Source organism: Sphingobacterium olei (assembly GCF_005048855.1).
In the GTDB taxonomy this organism is placed as follows: Bacteria; Bacteroidota; Bacteroidia; order Sphingobacteriales; family Sphingobacteriaceae; genus Sphingobacterium; species Sphingobacterium olei.
Window position 1 is genome coordinate 20555 of the sequence record NZ_SUME01000009.1, and the last position, 17814, is coordinate 38368.

13 protein-coding genes are annotated in these 17814 nt (G+C 37.5%); 5 read left to right on the forward strand and 8 right to left on the reverse strand.

Translation table 11 applies throughout. The features are described from left to right. The first annotated feature begins 55 nt into the window (after positions 1–55). Complete coding sequence (locus FAZ15_RS18665) at positions 56–811, forward strand: tyrosine-protein phosphatase (protein ID WP_136902834.1); 756 nt, start codon at positions 56–58, stop codon at positions 809–811. A 40-nt stretch (positions 812–851) separates the two neighbouring features. On the opposite strand, the gene msrA is transcribed toward FAZ15_RS18665, so the two are convergent. Continuing rightward, positions 852–1367 carry a peptide-methionine (S)-S-oxide reductase MsrA gene (msrA, locus tag FAZ15_RS18670; protein WP_136902835.1) on the reverse strand — a complete coding sequence of 172 codons (516 nt, stop codon included), beginning with the start codon at positions 1365–1367 and terminating at the stop codon, positions 852–854. A 199-nt stretch (positions 1368–1566) separates the two neighbouring features. On the opposite strand from msrA, the gene FAZ15_RS18675 reads away from it, so the two are divergent. Together FAZ15_RS18675 and FAZ15_RS18680 are read left to right on the forward strand one after the other, a co-directional pair. Then, positions 1567–2790: a C40 family peptidase gene (locus FAZ15_RS18675; RefSeq protein WP_136902836.1), complete on the forward strand. Its 1224-nt coding sequence runs from the start codon at positions 1567–1569 to the stop codon at positions 2788–2790. A 6-nt stretch (positions 2791–2796) separates the two neighbouring features. Beyond that, entirely contained in the window at positions 2797–3849 is a 1053-nt protein-coding gene (locus FAZ15_RS18680) for a dipeptide epimerase (protein ID WP_136902837.1), read from the forward strand. 57 nt (positions 3850–3906) lie between these two features. Here the strand turns inward: FAZ15_RS18680 and FAZ15_RS18685 are convergent, their stop codons facing one another. From FAZ15_RS18685 to FAZ15_RS18705, 5 genes are all read right to left on the reverse strand, one after another. Next, on the reverse strand, positions 3907–5418 hold the full coding sequence (locus FAZ15_RS18685) for a M14 family zinc carboxypeptidase (protein ID WP_136902838.1): 1512 nt from the start codon (positions 5416–5418) through the stop codon (positions 3907–3909). A 192-nt stretch (positions 5419–5610) separates the two neighbouring features. Continuing rightward, on the reverse strand, positions 5611–6945 hold the full coding sequence (locus FAZ15_RS18690; protein WP_136902839.1) for a dihydroorotase: 1335 nt from the start codon (positions 6943–6945) through the stop codon (positions 5611–5613). 62 nt (positions 6946–7007) lie between these two features. Beyond that, complete coding sequence (locus FAZ15_RS18695) at positions 7008–7694, reverse strand: ATP-binding cassette domain-containing protein (RefSeq protein ID WP_136902840.1); 687 nt, start codon at positions 7692–7694, stop codon at positions 7008–7010. 280 nt (positions 7695–7974) lie between these two features. Continuing rightward, the gene (locus FAZ15_RS18700; RefSeq protein WP_136902841.1) at positions 7975–9813 is read right to left on the reverse strand and encodes a UbiD family decarboxylase; all 1839 of its coding nucleotides are present in this window, start codon (positions 9811–9813) and stop codon (positions 7975–7977) included. Positions 9814–9889: 76 nt separating this feature from the next. Beyond that, the gene (locus FAZ15_RS18705) at positions 9890–10750 is read right to left on the reverse strand and encodes a Rossmann-fold NAD(P)-binding domain-containing protein (RefSeq protein ID WP_136902842.1); all 861 of its coding nucleotides are present in this window, start codon (positions 10748–10750) and stop codon (positions 9890–9892) included. A 174-nt stretch (positions 10751–10924) separates the two neighbouring features. Between FAZ15_RS18705 and FAZ15_RS18710 the strand changes: the two genes are divergently transcribed. After that, positions 10925–12094 carry a deoxyribodipyrimidine photo-lyase gene (locus FAZ15_RS18710; RefSeq protein ID WP_136902843.1) on the forward strand — a complete coding sequence of 390 codons (1170 nt, stop codon included), beginning with the start codon at positions 10925–10927 and terminating at the stop codon, positions 12092–12094. 3 nt (positions 12095–12097) lie between these two features. On the opposite strand, the gene FAZ15_RS18715 is transcribed toward FAZ15_RS18710, so the two are convergent. Both FAZ15_RS18715 and FAZ15_RS18720 read right to left on the reverse strand, forming a co-directional pair. Beyond that, complete coding sequence (locus FAZ15_RS18715; RefSeq protein ID WP_136902844.1) at positions 12098–14005, reverse strand: DUF294 nucleotidyltransferase-like domain-containing protein; 1908 nt, start codon at positions 14003–14005, stop codon at positions 12098–12100. Further along, a complete protein-coding gene (locus tag FAZ15_RS18720; RefSeq protein WP_162305009.1) occupies positions 14002–14706 on the reverse strand; it encodes a 3'-5' exonuclease in 705 nt (234 codons plus the stop codon). The genes FAZ15_RS18715 and FAZ15_RS18720 overlap by 4 nt, the downstream gene beginning before the upstream one ends. Before the next feature lie 361 nt (positions 14707–15067). On the opposite strand from FAZ15_RS18720, the gene FAZ15_RS18725 reads away from it, so the two are divergent. Further along, complete coding sequence (locus FAZ15_RS18725; protein WP_136902846.1) at positions 15068–17806, forward strand: 2-oxoglutarate dehydrogenase E1 component; 2739 nt, start codon at positions 15068–15070, stop codon at positions 17804–17806. The last annotated feature ends 8 nt before the right edge of the window (positions 17807–17814 follow it).

Sequence of the window (17814 nt, forward strand, 5' to 3'; positions counted from 1 at the left end):
CGATTTTGGAACATTAAATTGTAGCACAGACACCTCTTTTATCGTTCTATTGTAGATGAATTTTTTTAGTAAATTTTTTGGCACTAATAGTCTTAATAACAAAAAAGTAGCCGATCTAAGCTGGATGGAAATAGACATCCATAACCATATTCTCCCATCCATTGACGACGGTAGTAAAAGTATAGAACAATCCATCGATTTAGTGCAAAAATTAAACAAAATGGGATTGAAAAATTTCGTTTGCACACCTCACGTAATGGAAGACGTTCATCCTAATACACCTGAAACAATTGGTGAAGCACATCTAAAGCTTACCCAAGCTTTAAAAGAAGCTGATAACGACACTAAAATCAAATTTAGTGCTGAATACATGATTGATTCGGGTATAGAAAAATGGATAGGTTCGAATCAACTATGTCCTCTGCCTAGCAATTACATACTTATTGAGATGTCCTACTTAAATGAGTCACAGGCGCTCTTTAAAACTATTCAAGATATTCAAAATTTGGGATTAAAACCAATATTGGCTCATCCTGAAAGGTATAATTATTACCACATGAATTTCAACATCTATAAACAGATTAAGGATGCAGGATGTGCACTTCAATTAAACTTGCTATCTATTAGTAGATATTACGGTGAACATGTAAAATCTACTGCGCTAACCTTAATTAAATCAGGAATGTACGATTTTGTAGGTACTGATCTACATCATGAAAAACATTTAAACGCATTAAATGAAATTGCTTTGAGATACAATATACCCGATTTATTGATTCCTTGCACAATACGAAATAGTGAACTTCTTTAAAATAAATAGTGCATTCAAAAAAGTAACTTTTTTGAATGCACTATTTATTTTTTGATTTTAAGTACTTCTGCAATTTAGGAGCTATGACAGCTTCACAAAACGGGTTTTCTGGATTTCGATTAAAATAATTATGATGGTAATCTTCCGCCATCCAAAATCGTTGGGCAGGCTCCACCGCGGTTACGATAGGATCATCAAAGATTTTTTCTTTTGATAATTCCTCTATTATCTTTTCAGATTGAAGCTTTTGGTCTTCTGTATGATAGAATATAACGGATCTATATTGTGTCCCTACATCTTCTCCTTGTCTATTTAACGTAATCGGATTATGTGTTTTAAAGAATATTGCCAATAGATCCGTGAAACTAAGAATCGTTTCGTCAAATTCTATATGAACAACTTCAACATGTCCTGTTGCTCCAGAACAAACCTGTTTGTAGGTAGGGTTTTCTCGCTTTCCACCCATGTATCCCGGCAAAACAGAAATTACACCTTTTGTATTTAAAAAGATGATTTCAGTACACCAAAAACAGCCTCCACCAAATGTTGCTTTCATCTATTCATTTTTATTTCATATGTTCCGCTTTCCTACGGACATTACAAATGTAAATATTATCCCACTTATTTTATATAATTCGCACAAAAATTGCATTTTAATAGTTGGTTTTAAATTAAATATGCAAAAACAAATAACTTTTTTAAGATTATTCGCATTTTATTGCGGTTTTACTTAACTTTAGTTTAATATTATGATTATGGAAAATTTCAAAACAGCATTAATACTGATCTTTCTGATTTCCCTTGGCGTAACTTCCGAAGCTCAAGCTCAAGTTGATTCTACACAATATCATCGTATTGTGCAAATAATAGATGAAAACAGTCGAGTAATCGCTCCTGACAAACGAACAAAAATTCTAGAAATCGCCGCCGAAAATATATCGGACAATCAGTACATTATCCAAACGACGGAGAAAGACGCAGTTATATTCTTGCAACAAAAATTGTCTGCTGTGCCGGCAAAAGTTACCTTCAAGACACTTCCTGATAGCAGTGTTGGCGACCAAGTACACGGAATAATAAATTTATCTGTTGCCAATCTACGTACCCAACCGAGTCATGCGGCTGAAATGGCGACTCAAGTATTATTGGGGACTCAAGTAGATATATTACAGAAAAATGGAGGTGATTTCCGTATTCGCACGCCAGAGGGCTATATTGCATGGGTTCCCACATCTTCTGTTACTGCTATGACGAAAACAGAGCTGAGTATTTGGAAAAAAAAACCTAAATTGATTTATATAGAAGAATTTGGAAGATCCTATTCCGCGGCCAACTCAAGTAGTCAACGTATTTCAGATCTGGTTTATGGTAATATTCTCTCTTTGTTATTGGAGGAAAGTGAGTATTATAAAGTGGAATATCCTGATAAGCGAATAGCTTATATTTTAAAGGATGAAGCCGTTTTATTTGAGAAATGGGTCGATTCACGACAAGCGACACCTGAAAATGTCATTTTAAGTGCAAAAAGCATGCTCGGCCTACCCTACTTATGGGGAGGTACATCAGTAAAAGGCGTTGATTGTAGTGGTTTTACAAAAACCTCATTTTACATGAATGGATTTGTCATTCCGCGCGATGCATCACAGCAGGTATTAGCAGGAGAAAAAATTGAAATTTTGGACGAAGAGGGAAATTTCAGTCCGGCACTAGCTTTGAAAAACTTAAATCCTGCAGATCTATTATTTTTTGCTGCTGGCAAAAACAAAAATCCAAATGCGCGCATCACGCACGTGGCTCTTTACCTGGGTAATGGAGAGTTTATTCATGCCGCCGGTACAGTGCGCATCAATTCCATGTTAAAGGATTCTAAAAACTATGATGACTTTCAATCACGCACTGTCGTAGCTGCACGAAGATATATTGGAACAAAAGATGAGCAAATAAAAGTTATTAAAGATCATTCATATTACACAAACTAATATACCATGAGTTTATCGAATTGGGAAACTAAAAAAATGGGGAAGTTTACGCTAAGATACCGACCATACACTTTGGAAATGCGACACGTATTTACCGTCGCATCCTTCAGTCGCACCACTACACCTGTCGTATTAACGGAATTAGAATACGATGGAATAATTGGATACGGTGAAGCCAGTATGCCTCCGTATTTGGGCGAATCACAGGAAAGTGTTATCTCCTTCCTCAAACAACTGGATTTGACATCTTTTAGTTCGCCTTTTCAAACCGAAGAGATTTTAACTTACGTAGACACCCTCGCAAAAAATAATACTGCAGCAAAGGCAGCTATTGACATCGCGTTACATGATTTGTTAGGCAAGATCATGAATCAACCTTTTTATAAAATCTGGGGATTAAATCCAGATTTAATACCTCCTACTTCCTATACGATAGGCATTGATACCGAGGAGATGATTCGTAAAAAAGTTGCAGAAGCAGGTCAATTTAAAATCCTAAAGATAAAATTAGGATTGGAAACAGATAAGATGATCATAAATACCATCCGCTCAGTCACCAACACTCCGCTATGTGCTGATGTAAATCAAGGTTGGAAAAATAAAGAAGAGGCTTTAGAAATGGCGTATTGGCTTGCTGAACGAAATGTGGTTTTCTTAGAACAACCGATGCCAAAAGAACAAATAGACGATAATGCCTGGCTTACCGCTCAGTCTCCGATTCCCACTATCGCAGACGAAGGTTGTCAACGTCTATCGGATGTAACCAAACTTCATGGTGTGTATACGGGGATCAATATCAAACTGATGAAGTGTACGGGTATGCGCGAAGCAAAACGGATGGCAGAATTAGCGCGATCATTGGAAATGAAAGTCATGTTGGGCTGTATGACGGAAACATCATGTGCCATATCAGCTGCTGCCCAACTGGGAGCCTTGGTGGATTGGGCGGATCTCGATGGAGCGCTGTTGATCGGGAACGACATTTATAACGGCATGACTGTTGCCGATGGGATCTGTAAATTACCGGATCGACCAGGCATCGGTATTATTAAAAATTAACTATTCCCAATATTAAAAGAGCGAAAGGCCTTGCAAATTTGTAGGCCTTTCGCTCTTTTAATGAACTCTATTTTTAAATGTCAAATCTTTAATATCTTTTGATAAATCGATGAGATAGCCATTAAAAACGGCATATTTCAAATTACCGGATGAATCGCCTAAATAAAAATTAGTGGTTCCGCCCAGATCGATCGAAGAAGTAGTAAAAAATTGCTTTTGTGTAAATAAATGAATAGGTAAACTATGTAAACTACTTTCCCTTCTCGTTCCAACTGTTTTAACAGGAGCAGCCATAAATCCTTTTTTCAACAAAGCGTAAGCTTGTTCCATAGTTAACGACGAAATATCATTAACCTCATTGGTAGCTAACTTTGCTGCGACAAAATGAAGTCCCTCAGCGTCTACCTCATCATAGCCAATAGCTTCAGGTAAATCACCGATATCTTCCACTCGTCCTCTTACGAAATAATCTCTTCCTACCGTTGTTTCGCCTCTTCGGATAGCGATATCCGTTTTTAACGAAATACTGTCATTACCAACGGACAAATTCCGAATAACCACATCATGTAAAAGAGAAGCATTGAATGGTATATCTTCATAATGTGCTGCTTCGTATTTCTTATAGCTTCCTTCAGCGATTTGAATCAATGCATTTAAAATGATGATAAAATTCAAGCGTCGGATTTCCTGTTTTTCTGGATCTCCCTTAAGTCCACCGGATTCTATAAGTACCGTACTAGCACCCCAAGATTGAAAATTGTCACCAAATCCTCTAGGCGTATATGTATCATCATACTTTGCTACCGCATCGGGAATATACTGTTGTAAAATTTCATTCATACCGACGATCAACTGCATCGCACCTTCACGTACTTCATTTATTTCCCGTCCTTCATTGTAAGCTGGTGCCAACAACGAAATGGTCACAGGATTTTTAGTACCGGGCACACTATAATATATACTTTGATCGTGTAGATTAAACCCGTACTGTGGAACTATTGCTTTCGCTCGGGCTTTAAGCAACGCCCCTTCTACAGTCTGTCCTGCCCGGGCATCTCGATTCAGATCGATACTTTGTGCATTCCTTCTATTATAAATTTCCGCTCCATCTGGATTAAGCATAGGAATAAAATGGATCCCTAATTTACTTTTAAGTAATTCTCTTATTTCAGAAGAATCATCGTCTTTTCCTTCTAAATAATTAAACAGGTCAAACAAAGCCATGGTTGCTGTCGGTTCATCTCCATGCATCTGTGACCATAGCATTACTTGGATATCTCCCTCTCCATATGTCAATTCATAGATCGATCGTCCTTGCACGGATTTCCCAATCTGATCAACGACGAAAACCTTATTTTGTGCATGCACTTTTATCAACGAATCGATGTCGCTATGTTTAAAACGACGATGAAACAAAGCAGGTTCTTTATATTTTTTATGTAGTGTATTAAACTGTGCTGTATCTAATTTCATTGCTTTTGAAAAGTCTGAATCAGAGGTTGACGAAAGTGGATTGCTGCAAGAGGCAAAGACCACGGTTGTTAATAAAATAATAGGAAGTAATTTCATATGTATATAATTTGCCTTTTAACGGCCATATGGAATGCCCATGCATTTGTGTTTTCGGAAACATGAATATTTCATATGTATATAACCTATTTTCTGACGATTTGTTCAATCACCGCGTTAAAAAATTCGTCTATCAAACAGAAATTGTTCCTATCCTTAATCCAAATGTCTTTAAAAATGTTCTTTTGTCCATTAGCGATTAAATAATAAACGATGACCTGTACCTACTTCAATGATTTTCCCTTTGGAATAAGCAAGATTGCCAGATACAATGGTATGCTCAATAGTTGATGAAAATGTATGATTTTCAAACGGAGACCATCCACATTTCGATAAAATATTTCCCTTTTGCACGGTATATGGTTTATTCAAATCCACCAAAACTAAATCGGCCCAATAACCTTCACGAATGAATCCACGTTGTTCGATTTGGAAACAAATAGCCGTATTATGTGCGGTTTTCTGAACTACCTGCTCCAACGTCATCTTACCTTGCTTCACCATATCCAAAAGAGCTAGCAAAGCATGTTGTACTAAAGGTCCTCCAGATGGCGCTTGCAAATAAGATTGTTGTTTTTCTTCTAATGTATGAGGAGCATGATCCGTAGCTATAACGTCAATATGATCATCCAAGACTGCTTTCAAAATTTGATCCCTATCTTCTATTGTTTTAACAGCTGGATTCCACTTAATAAAATTCCCTTTAGTGCTATAATCTTTATCTGAAAACCATAAATGATGTACGCATGCCTCCGAAGTAATTCTTTTTTCAGCAAGCGGTATAGTATTATCGAATAAAGAAGTCTCCCGACCGGTTGAAATATGTAAAATATGTAATCGAGCATTATTCTTTTTTGCAAGCTCCACCGCTTTAGTGGACGACAGGTAACAAGCCTCTGCCGAGCGAATTTGCGGATGCATCTCTATAGTTATGGCCTCTCCAAATCGTTCTTTATAACTGGCCAAATTCGCTTTTATAGTAGCTTCATCTTCACAATGTGTCGCAATCAAAGTCGGGGAATTTCTAAAAATATTTGCCAGAGCGGTTTCATTATCGACCAACATATTTCCTGTAGAAGACCCCATAAATACCTTTACTCCACATACATCGCGCGGATTCGTTTTTAAAACTTCATCCAAATTATCGTTACCCGCACCCATAAAGAAAGAATAATTCGCTAATGAGGAATCTTGAGCGATTTCGTATTTATCTTGAAGGAGTTTCTGTGTCAATGTATTGGGAACCGTATTGGGCATTTCCATAAAGGAAGTCGTCCCTCCGGCTACTGCAGCGCGGCTCTCGGTAAAAATATTGGCTTTGTGGGTCAATCCAGGTTCGCGAAAATGCACCTGATCATCTATTAATCCAGGCAAAAGATGTAATCCCTCGGCATTTATCTCCTTATCTGACAGTTTATCGATCTGATTTCCAATAATTTCTATACGCCCATTTTTGACATATATATCCTGAACTTGTACAGTTCCTTCATTTACAATTTGGGCATTTTTTATAAGTAAGGTCGACATGAAGTTTGCGTATTTAATCCGTATTACAAACTTAATAAAAGTATTTAGAGTTCCCTTTAAAATTAAGCATCAAAAGTACCTTCAGGCACATAAAATAATTCCAGTTCTTTTTTGTCGTTTAATATCCGACAGCAACCATTCTGTAATAACAAGATCTTATTACAAATCGCCAATACATTGGTATAATCGTGGTCTGAAATCAAAAAACCTTTTTTTGCACATTGGCTTACAATCAGATCTTGTATTTTCTCTTTATATACGGGAGATACACCAGAGAATGGTTCGTCCAACAGAAAAAATGTCGCCTTTTGATTTAACAATAATAAGATTTCCAGATAACGTAATTCTCCCCCCGAAAGATCGGCAATTTTAGTTTGCCAGATAGGTTTCAGAATTTCGTCCTCAAGAAACTTAGTCCTACTATTCTTTTCACGCACCATAAAACGGACAGCCTTATCAACAGTTGTCGCTGTAGGTAGAAAATTTTGTTGAGGCAGATAACAGATTTCGTTGGTCAGAAAGGTTTTTTCATGTACACGTTTACCATTGAGTCGAATATAAGCAAACTTAGGCCGTAGCGTTCCAAAAATGACCTTCATTAACGTAGACTTTCCGCTTCCATTACGTCCAAGCAATCCAACAATTTCTCCAACTTTTATATGCAAGTATACACCAGTCAATAATTGCCGGTTACCCGAATAACTAAATTCTATCGAGTCTGCATACAGCTCCTTCTGATCTATATCCATATAATCGTTAACAAAAATAACGTGATAAGACTATTAAACAACAGCGATCCCAACAACAGCTTTGTTCTCGAAAAACCTAAATTATAATACAAGTACATTGTATTATTTTCAAAGAACCGCACTAAAAAACAGGATAAAACAAAGCCGATAGTTGCGAAGATATACGGCAACATACTGAAGTTGCCCAAACCAAAAGTTACAGAAAGAGCTGCAGAAAGGCTAACATTAACAATAAGTATTGTCTTATAATAATTCCAATAAATGTACATTTTTAGCGGTATTAAATAATCCCGTATAAAGAGCCCCCTTTCGTGCCTAGTCGATCCACTCTTCGTTCGACCTCTTCATCTTTTATCAGATCAGGTGCATGATGCGGTTTACGACGCGCATCTATAATTACAGGTCCGTGACAGCCCCAATGCTTATATTTTGTAAAACTCTTTACACCATATATATCATAAGCCGGATTTGAACGTGTAAAAGCAACCCAAACAAAATTGTTGATATTCTCGGCTGTATACGCAGCATCGTCGGCCAGTACAATCAATTGAATGCCGTCAAAATTGATGTCACGCATCGCATCACACCAATTACCCAAGATTATTTCTTCTTGCTCATATGAACTAAAATTAGCTCCATCTACAACAAGTATTCCAGGTAAAGCCATCTTCGCTTGATTAAAGGGACGAGGAATATCCAACCCATTCGGAATTTCGGTAGCAAGCGTCCTTTTTTTGGAACCTGCTGCGGCAAAAATGACCTTAGATCCCGCATTCAATCCATCTCCAGAATAATCCAATGTATCTATTGTCGTATTTGTATGAAAATGGAGATCTCTAGATAAATCAATACGTTCTAAGATATGGGTAAAAAATTCCTCCACATCATGAATATCCAATGCCGGATTATCTTCTATCGCTCCTATAAATAAGTATTTGGCTAGACTTAATTGATTCTTACCTAAAGCTTGACTTGCAATCGTCAAAATTTCTTGGGGTCGGTCTACCTTATGATAGGGCGTATAACTCTCTCTACCTATCGCGAACAACAGCGGATGCACTCCCGCCGCATCCACGGCATGTACTGCCTGTAGTCCGTTAATTTCTTTAGGAATAGCCGCTCCCGTGATCTCATGGATCAGGTTACCAAAGCTCGTGTCCTCTTGAGGAGGTCGCCCTACCACAGTAAAAGACCAAATAGGATCCTTTTTATGATAGACATTATGTACTTTCATCAATGGAAAGGGATGCGTCAATGAATAATAACCAATATGGTCTCCAAATGGGCCTTCGGGTTTAGTTTCATTAGGATAAACAGTTCCGGTAATGACGAAATCCGCATCTGCAGAAATACAAAATCCCTCTTCGTCATAAAAGTAGCGGAAACGTCTATTTCCTAGTGCCCCTGCAAAAATCATTTCGGATAGTCCTTCTGGTAGCGGCATGACGGCAGCCAATGGATGCGAAGGCGGTCCTCCAACAAAAATACTCACTTTCAAAGGTCGTCCCAGCTCATTAGCTTTCATTTGATGGATTCCAATCCCCCTGTGTAGTTGATAATGCAAACCAATTTCCTCGTCCTTAATATATTCGTTTCCAGAAATTTGAATACGATACATACCCAAATTGGCCTTCATAATACCCGGACTACTTATATCTTCCGTATAGACCTGCGGCATAGTCACAAATGCGCCTCCATCCATTGGCCAATTGACTATTTGGGGTAATTTACTGATTCGAGTTTTACTGTACAAGATCGGAACATTTGATTTTTTCTTCCAGGGTAATGCACCTAAAGCTACCGCCGAAGATCCAAGATATTTGAATGGATTTTTTAACACTGCCGTAGGATCCATCTTCACATCGACTAATTTTTTAATGTGATCTAATGTATCACGGAACATGAATTTAGATCGATCCAATGTACCAAACAAATTGGAGACAGCAGGAAATTCGGATCCTTTGATATTTTCGAAAAACAGAGCAGGGCCTTCTACATCAAAAACACGCATATGAATAGCTGCCATCTCTAGATATGGATCCACTTCTTCCTTAATGCGTACTAAATGACCATTTTTCTCTAAATCAGCCACACAGGCTGCCAAACTTGAATATCCCATTTTTTGTGCAGTAGTTGAATCACAAAAATAGCAGAATATTTGGCTTAACGCATAACAAATGAGGAGATAATATGGGTTAAATCCCTTCGTCGATAGCAGAATATTCAAAGTCGAACTGCTTTTCCCAAAACGAATTGTCCACAGGTGGGGATTTACTTAATTCCAAGATATAATCGCTATATAAGTCGTATTTGATCCCATAGAAATATTTGTTACATAGCTGAGGGAGCAGTTTATTTGTGAAAGGCAGTATTTTGAATTTTATATTAGGTTTTCTTTTCTGAGCGTATTTTTTAAAGACATCATAAAAGTCAACCAATTTAGGACCCCCAAACTCCACATATTGATTGATGAACGACGTACCCCAATCAATATTCTTGATCCATCTAAATACATCTTTCAGTAACACAGGATTAAACTTAATTGACGAATGAGGTTTAAACAAAAAAACCACAGGGTGTTTTAACATTTCATTCATGAAGCGATCGAACGTCGTTCCAATACCGATTGCTATATCTTTTAATAAGATGGTAAATACGACATTTAATTCCCGAAAAAGTTGCTCCACTTCTTTCAGGTGTTTCTTATCATACAACCTTCCTACATAAATAATTCTGTTACAGGAATTTTTCTGCGAAAGGCGGATAAAGTTACGAAGAGATAATAACTCATAATTCTTCGCTATTTTATCATCCAAGTCCGGTATTTGCGTAAAATAGAAGGCCAATCTAAGATCATGGGCCTGAAAAGAGTCAAAATCTAATCCTTTTCTAATTAAATCCACGGAACTAATACGTGCCCCTATAGGCAGTTCCATGTTCTTTTTAAAAAGAACTTCATCTCGTACTAAACCGTGAATACGATATGTTTCATCTTGCATGTAACTTACGCAGGCTTTTCCTAAATATGAATTTAACCCACAAACCAAGATATTCATAATCTTTACTTCAATATGTTGAAATTATAACCTCGTTTATTGTCTTTTTGTTTTTAACTGAGACAAATTGCTTTCAAATGTTTATATAGTGTCAATATTGGTTCTTTATATGTGATACATGGCTCAAATGATCTATATTTGTTGTTTTTCAAGCAATCTATTAGTAAATCAGGCATGAGCAAACGAGTTATCTTAGTATGGTTTAGAAACGATCTTCGCACACACGATAACGAAGTTTTACATGCTGCAATTGAAAAAGCGGGATTTGTAATTCCTGTTTATATCTTTGATCCGCGGTATTATCAACTAAACAAGTCCGGATATGCCAACACGGGCGAACTCAGGTCATTATATATCTTAAATACCGTCCGTTCCCTGAAAGAAAAACTCCAAGCCTTAGGAGGTGATTTAATGACGTTCGCAGGTTTGCCTGAAGAAATTATTCCTCATCTAGTACACAAATATGATGTCGATGAGGTATACCATCATCGTGAAATCGCACGAACTGAAACTTCTATTTCGGAAAGAGTTGAAGAAGCGTTGTGGAAAATACAGCGTAATCTAAAACATTTTATTGGGCATACCTTATATCATAAAGAGGATCTCCCCTTTCCGATAAAAGACATTCCTAACAGTTTTAATATATTCAAGAAAAAAATAGAACGCGAAAGTAGTGTTAGAAACCCTTTGCCAGACATTGATTCGATTACCGTTCCGCCCCATTTAGAAAAAACCGAATTCCCTGAACATGGGGATATCGACCATTACAGTTATGGAGAAAAAGCGGCTATCAATCAATTAAATATGATCTTCAGTCGGCCGTTAGGAAATGAAGATTTGTATATAAAACTTTCGCCATTTCTTGCCATTGGATCATTATCTCCAGTATATACCTATCATTATATTAGCGAGCGTATCACCGAGTCTAATAAAAAACAAGTAGCTAAGATAATCGAGCGTCTTTTGTGGCGGGATTATTATCGGTTTATGCTTAAAAAATATCCAAATAAATACTTTTTAAGTCAATCCACTGCAGATTCGGATACCGTAAAAATCGAAAATTGGAAAACCGGTAACACTGAAAATCCAACTATCAACAGTTACATGCAGGAATTGAATAATACGGGTATTATATCTTACATACAACGTGAAATCCTTGCTTTATTTTTTACTTATGAATACCAACAGCCTTGGCTACAAGGTGCGGCTTGGTTTGAAGAAAAACTAATCGATTACGCTCCCGCAACGAACTACGGATTCTGGGCACATATTGCCGGCGAAGGCACCAGTGAGAAAGACAACAAGTCAATTAAAGAATGGGAAAAGGAAAAAGCCAGTCTTTAACTTTTATCCCAATACATTACCGGTGAATCTCATTTTTATCCCTAATTGAAAATTTTGAATGGTTTTAAAAATTTCTTTTAATGTTACTCTTTCTATTTTCGTCAATCTTTCGATGGGAATATAGTTATCAGGAGCCGTTTTTTCTATAATAATTTGATTAGCTTGGCTTTTTAACCGTAGGCTCATGAGATAATAATAAGATTGCATGAGCTCATGTGATTGTTGTTGGGTGAATACGTCCATTTGCGTCAAAATTTTAATCCGTTCTCCCGTATTTTCTTCGAAAACCCTATTTTGCAATGCATACACACGAACCAAATCTACAATCGGGGTCATGGCGTTTTTAATATTAAAGACCTCTGATTTACCAATCATTTGCGTTCTGATACTATTGAAAAACGTTAAAGGAGGTTCGTACTGCAACGCATTTTTTCCGATATGTGCAAAAAACCGTCCCATGGGTTTTTGTAGTTCAGTATCTAAAAAGTTCTTCAACTGCGTTATTATTGTTTTATCTCCATACAAAAAGCGGCAGTCAAAAAAAGTAGAAAATTTAATAGCATTTTCTGGAACAGATTCTTCTATCCATTCCTTATAATTACGTTGCCAATGCGAGAGCGAATGTGTCCATTGCGGATTGCTAGCCATATATCCACCCTTACAATATACAAAACCGATATCATTCAATTGGTCTGATACCTGCTTGGCAAACTCAAGAAAATACTCCCGAACCAATTCTCGTTGCTCATTTGCCTTATCTTCATAAATAATGGCATTATCCTGATCGGTTTTTAACGTTTGTTCTTTTCTTCCTTCGCTTCCTGTTACCATGAAGACAAATTTTGCAGGTGGCTCTCCCATCTCCCCAATTACCTTATCAATAACTTTTACGGCTATGGAATCTGCGATGGTCGTAATCACCTGATTTACTATTTCGGCATGTACCCCCCTACCTAAAAGCTGTGTAACAATATGCGGTACGCGTTTCCATTTTTCTGTAAGTTCTTGTATTGTAAGGGCGGACTTGACGGATTGTATAAAAACTAGTGGCGATTGCGCGTGCTCACTGAGTAATCTGTTTCGACTTAAAAAACCAACATATTTCCCTTCCTGCTCGATCAACAGGTATTTGGTCTTTGTCCGAAACATCATCAGTACTGCTTCATATAGATAAGAGGTATAGGCTATCGACACAATGGGATTATCCATTATATCGCTGATCTTGTTTTGCGCATCCAAACATTTAGCAACTACATTGTCCCTCAAGGTCATATCTGTAACATACCCCACGATTTCTCCACGTTTATCTTTTACGAATAGGCAACTTACTTTATTTTCAGCCATCAATCGGGCAGCTTCAAAAATCGGTGTATCTAAATCACAATATACAATATCTTTATAGGCTATACCTTCTATCTTTCTCGAATAAAACTGTTCCGAAGCAATATAGCTTTCTTCAAATGAGGCTGGTTTTTTGAAGAAATGCGCAAATTCTTCATCCAACATGCGCTTTCCAAAATCAGTGGTATAGAATTGAAAAAAATCATCATATCCATTACATAGATCCATAAAATCTTTGCGAGGCAAGGTAAATATCTTCGTTCCCTTTTTCGCTATAACCGACTTTAACGCTTTCGTACGATTTAGCAACACCGATATTCCCCCAAAGCAATAAGGAGAATGGTGAATTTCTACGGATCGTTTATTTTCCGCAGCATCAAAGAAAAACGTTTCATATTCCCCTTCCACCAGGATGTCTACACCACTCATTTCAGTTACTTCCTGCCGGTAAGCGAGTGTATCCTTTTTAAAAACGACTTCGTTTAATGCATCAGCAACACTTTCTAGCACTTCAACTGGAAGCGTATTAAATGGAAGAGTGCTTTTTAAGAGTTCGATTTTGTTTGTCATACAATAATTAAAACCAATATTAAAAGTGCTAGTAAAAAAAGAAATACCCCCCCCCATGTCTTTACCATTTTATTTGCAGGCGTTGGCGGCGCAAAATGGGATTGATGTGCCTGTATTACATGTTCGTTTATTTCTCCTCGTTTCATTAATTCAAAGAAACTTGCTGCCGTAATTTCCACATCCACGATTGCATCGTGGATATTGCTTACCGACTGATCAAAAAGATAACTGTACAATTCCGATAGCCTTAGAAATTTAGCCCGTGGATTGGTGACATACTTCTTACTGGCGAGCATAGTACAGAATAAAGGATAGCGGTATAACGGACAATCTATCCCGGATCGGTAAAAATCAGCGCTGAGCATATGAAAGTCCAGTTCTATGAAATGCCCAACGAGCATAGGGTTGTATTTTTTTATATCATAGGCAAGTTTGTTCATTACCTTTTTTCTCCGCTCCCCATTTTCTTTTAAAAACTGGTGGGTAATTCCATGTATTTTTAGTGCAGACGGTTCGATGCTAAAATCAGGCTCATTGATGTAATGGTTCTCCCTTTTTATTTCTGTTCCTTGTTTATCGAAGACAATCCATGCAATTTGTATAGAAAAAGGCCAATTTCCTTTTATCGCGTAAGGTTGATCCCAACGTTTGGGAAGACCTGATGTTTCTGTATCGACAAATAGGAAATAATCTTTCAACACTGATATCATTTAAAACCCTATCTTTTCCATAAAGATAAGGATACCGCTACCTAAGAAAAAATAACGCAAATTCATCTACAATGATTCATTTTTCAGGGTATTCATTTCGTATCAAAAATTACGCCGAACGGTATAGTTGTCAATTTTACAATTATATTATTGTAAAGCCAAATTTGTTTTAGTTTTTGCTGCAAAAAAGTAAAAGTTTAGGATAAACGTTAAATAAGATTTTGAGAACATGAAATATGCTTGAAATATTGATTTATAATGACATTTCGGGCATACAAAATATTAAATTTCACTAGCCGAAACTGCTTTATTATTTATAACTTTGGCCAATTCTATAGATTACAACAAATAAATGGATAAATTGACATATTTGAGTAACGCTGATTCAAGTTATATTGACGGGTTATATCAAACGTACAAAGCTGATCCAAATTCGGTAGACTTTGGTTGGCAAAAGTTCTTTGAAGGTTTTGATTTTGGTCAAAAAGCTGAGGGCGGTTCCGTGGATCTAGAAAATGTTCCGGAACATGCTTTAAAAGAAATCGATGTATTAAATATGATTCACGGATACAGAGATCGTGGTCATTTATTCACGGACACTAATCCCGTGCGCGAGCGTCGCAAATACTACCCCGGAAAGGAATTGGAAACCTTTGGCCTTTCTGAAGCGGATATGGATACCGTTTTTCATGCGGGAGTTGAAGTAGGTTTGGGTCCAGCAAAACTACGTGACATTCGTCAATTAATCGAAGATACCTATTGCCGCTCGATCGGCGCTGAATTTAAATACATCCGTAACCCCGAAAAAATCAAATGGTTACAGGATAGAATGGAAGCCGACCGCAATCAACCCAATTATACCAAAGAGCAGAAAAGCAGAATCTTACAAAAAATAAATAGAGCAGTTGTATTTGAAAGTTTTCTAGGTACTAAATTTTTAGGTCAGAAAAGATTCTCTTTAGAAGGAGCAGAAAGCTTGATCGCAGCCCTTGATTCTGTTATCGAACAAGGAGCAAATCTTGGAATTCAAGAGTTCATGATCGGTATGGCGCATCGTGGCCGTCTGAACGTATTGGCCAATATTATGGGCAAACCTTATAAGACGATCTTTTCCGAATTTGAAGGTAAAATGTACGCAGAAGAAGATCCTGAATTACAATTTGGCGGTGATGTTAAGTATCATCTAGGATATTCTTCAGATATCAAAACAGATTCGGGCAAAACAATTCACTTAAGTCTTGCTCCAAATCCATCCCATTTAGAAACTGTAGACCCTATCGTAGAAGGTATGGTTCGTTCCAAAATCGACATGAAATATGACGGAGATTCTTCAAAGATCGCTCCGATCCTAATTCATGGTGATGCCGCTATCGCTGGTCAAGGCGTGGTATACGAAGTGACGCAAATGTCTAAATTGGAAGGCTACCGTGCAGGCGGTACTATTCATATTGTCATCAACAACCAAGTTGGTTTCACGACCAACTATAAAGATGCTCGTTCAGGCACTTATTGTACCGATGTCGCAAAAATCACTTCTTCCCCTGTGTTCCACGTGAACGGTGATGATGCAGAAGCTGTTGTGTATGCGATTAATCTCGCAGTAGGGTATCGTCAAAAATACAAAACCGATGTTTTCATCGATTTACTGTGTTACCGTCGCTACGGTCATAATGAAGCGGATGAGCCGAAGTTTACGCAGCCACTGTTGTACAAAGCCATCGAGAAGCATGCGAACCCGAAGGAAGTATATGCTAAAAAATTAGTCGATGAAGGCACGATTGAGGCTGCTTATGCAAAAGAAGTAGAAAAAGAATTCAAAGACTATCTTCAAACACAACTGGATGCGGCTAAGAAAGTCATTAATCTTGAAGAAGAAGTTCCAATGTTTGGAGGCGCCTGGAAAGGACTCTATCCTGCTAAGAAAGCTGACATTTGGAAAACTACCGATACCGCAGTTTCACCTGAAACGTTCTTGGATTTAGCAAGACAAATCACAGCTCTTCCTAAAGACAAAAAGTTCTTCCGTAAGATCTCCAAATTGTTTGAAGATCGTGCTGCTATGGTCGAAAAAGACTCATATGACTGGGCAATGGGAGAATTGATGGCTTATGCAACGTTATTGAATGAAGGTAAACGTGTGCGTATCTCCGGGCAGGATGTACAAAGGGGGACATTTTCACATCGTCATGCCGTATTGACGCTTGAAGATTCGGAAGAGAAATATATACCATTGGCTCAAGTCAACGGCGGAGACAAATTCAACATTTACAACTCTTTACTATCAGAATACGCTGTACTTGGATTTGAATATGGATATGCATCGGCTAATCCGCAATCTTTAACCATCTGGGAAGCGCAGTTTGGAGATTTTTATAATGGTGCTCAGATCATTGTCGATCAGTACTTAAGTAGTGCGGAGACGAAATGGAAACGTTCTAACGGTTTGGTAATGATGCTTCCCCACGGTATGGAAGGGCAAGGACCGGAACACTCCTCAGCACGCATTGAGCGTTTCTTAGAGTTATGTGCGAATGACAACATGATATTGGCCAATTGTACAACCCCGGCTAACTATTTTCATTTATTACGACGTCAGTTGGTACGTGATTTTCGTAAACCATTGATTGTTTTTACACCAAAAAGCTTACTACGCCATCCGAAAGTTGTTTCGTCTATTACTGATTTTACAAAAACGACGTTCCAGGAAGTAATTGATGACAGCAATGTAAAAGCAGCTTCGGTAAAACGCGTATTATTCTGTTCTGGAAAAATCTATTACGATTTGCTTGAAAAACAACAGAATGAAAAACGTACTGATGTAGCTATTATTCGTATTGAACAATTATTCCCGACACCTGTTAAAGAATTGGAAGCTATTCGCAAAAAATATAGCAAGGCAAAAGAATTTATCTGGGTACAGGAAGAAAATGAGAATATGGGTGCTTGGCCTTACTACTGCCGAAAATTACGAAAAACAAACATCGAGTTTACAGATGTCATTGCGCGCACCGAAAGCGGTAGCACAGCAACAGGATATATGAAAAAACACGTGATACAACAAGAAGCGATAATTAATAAATCATTCGAATAAACAATATA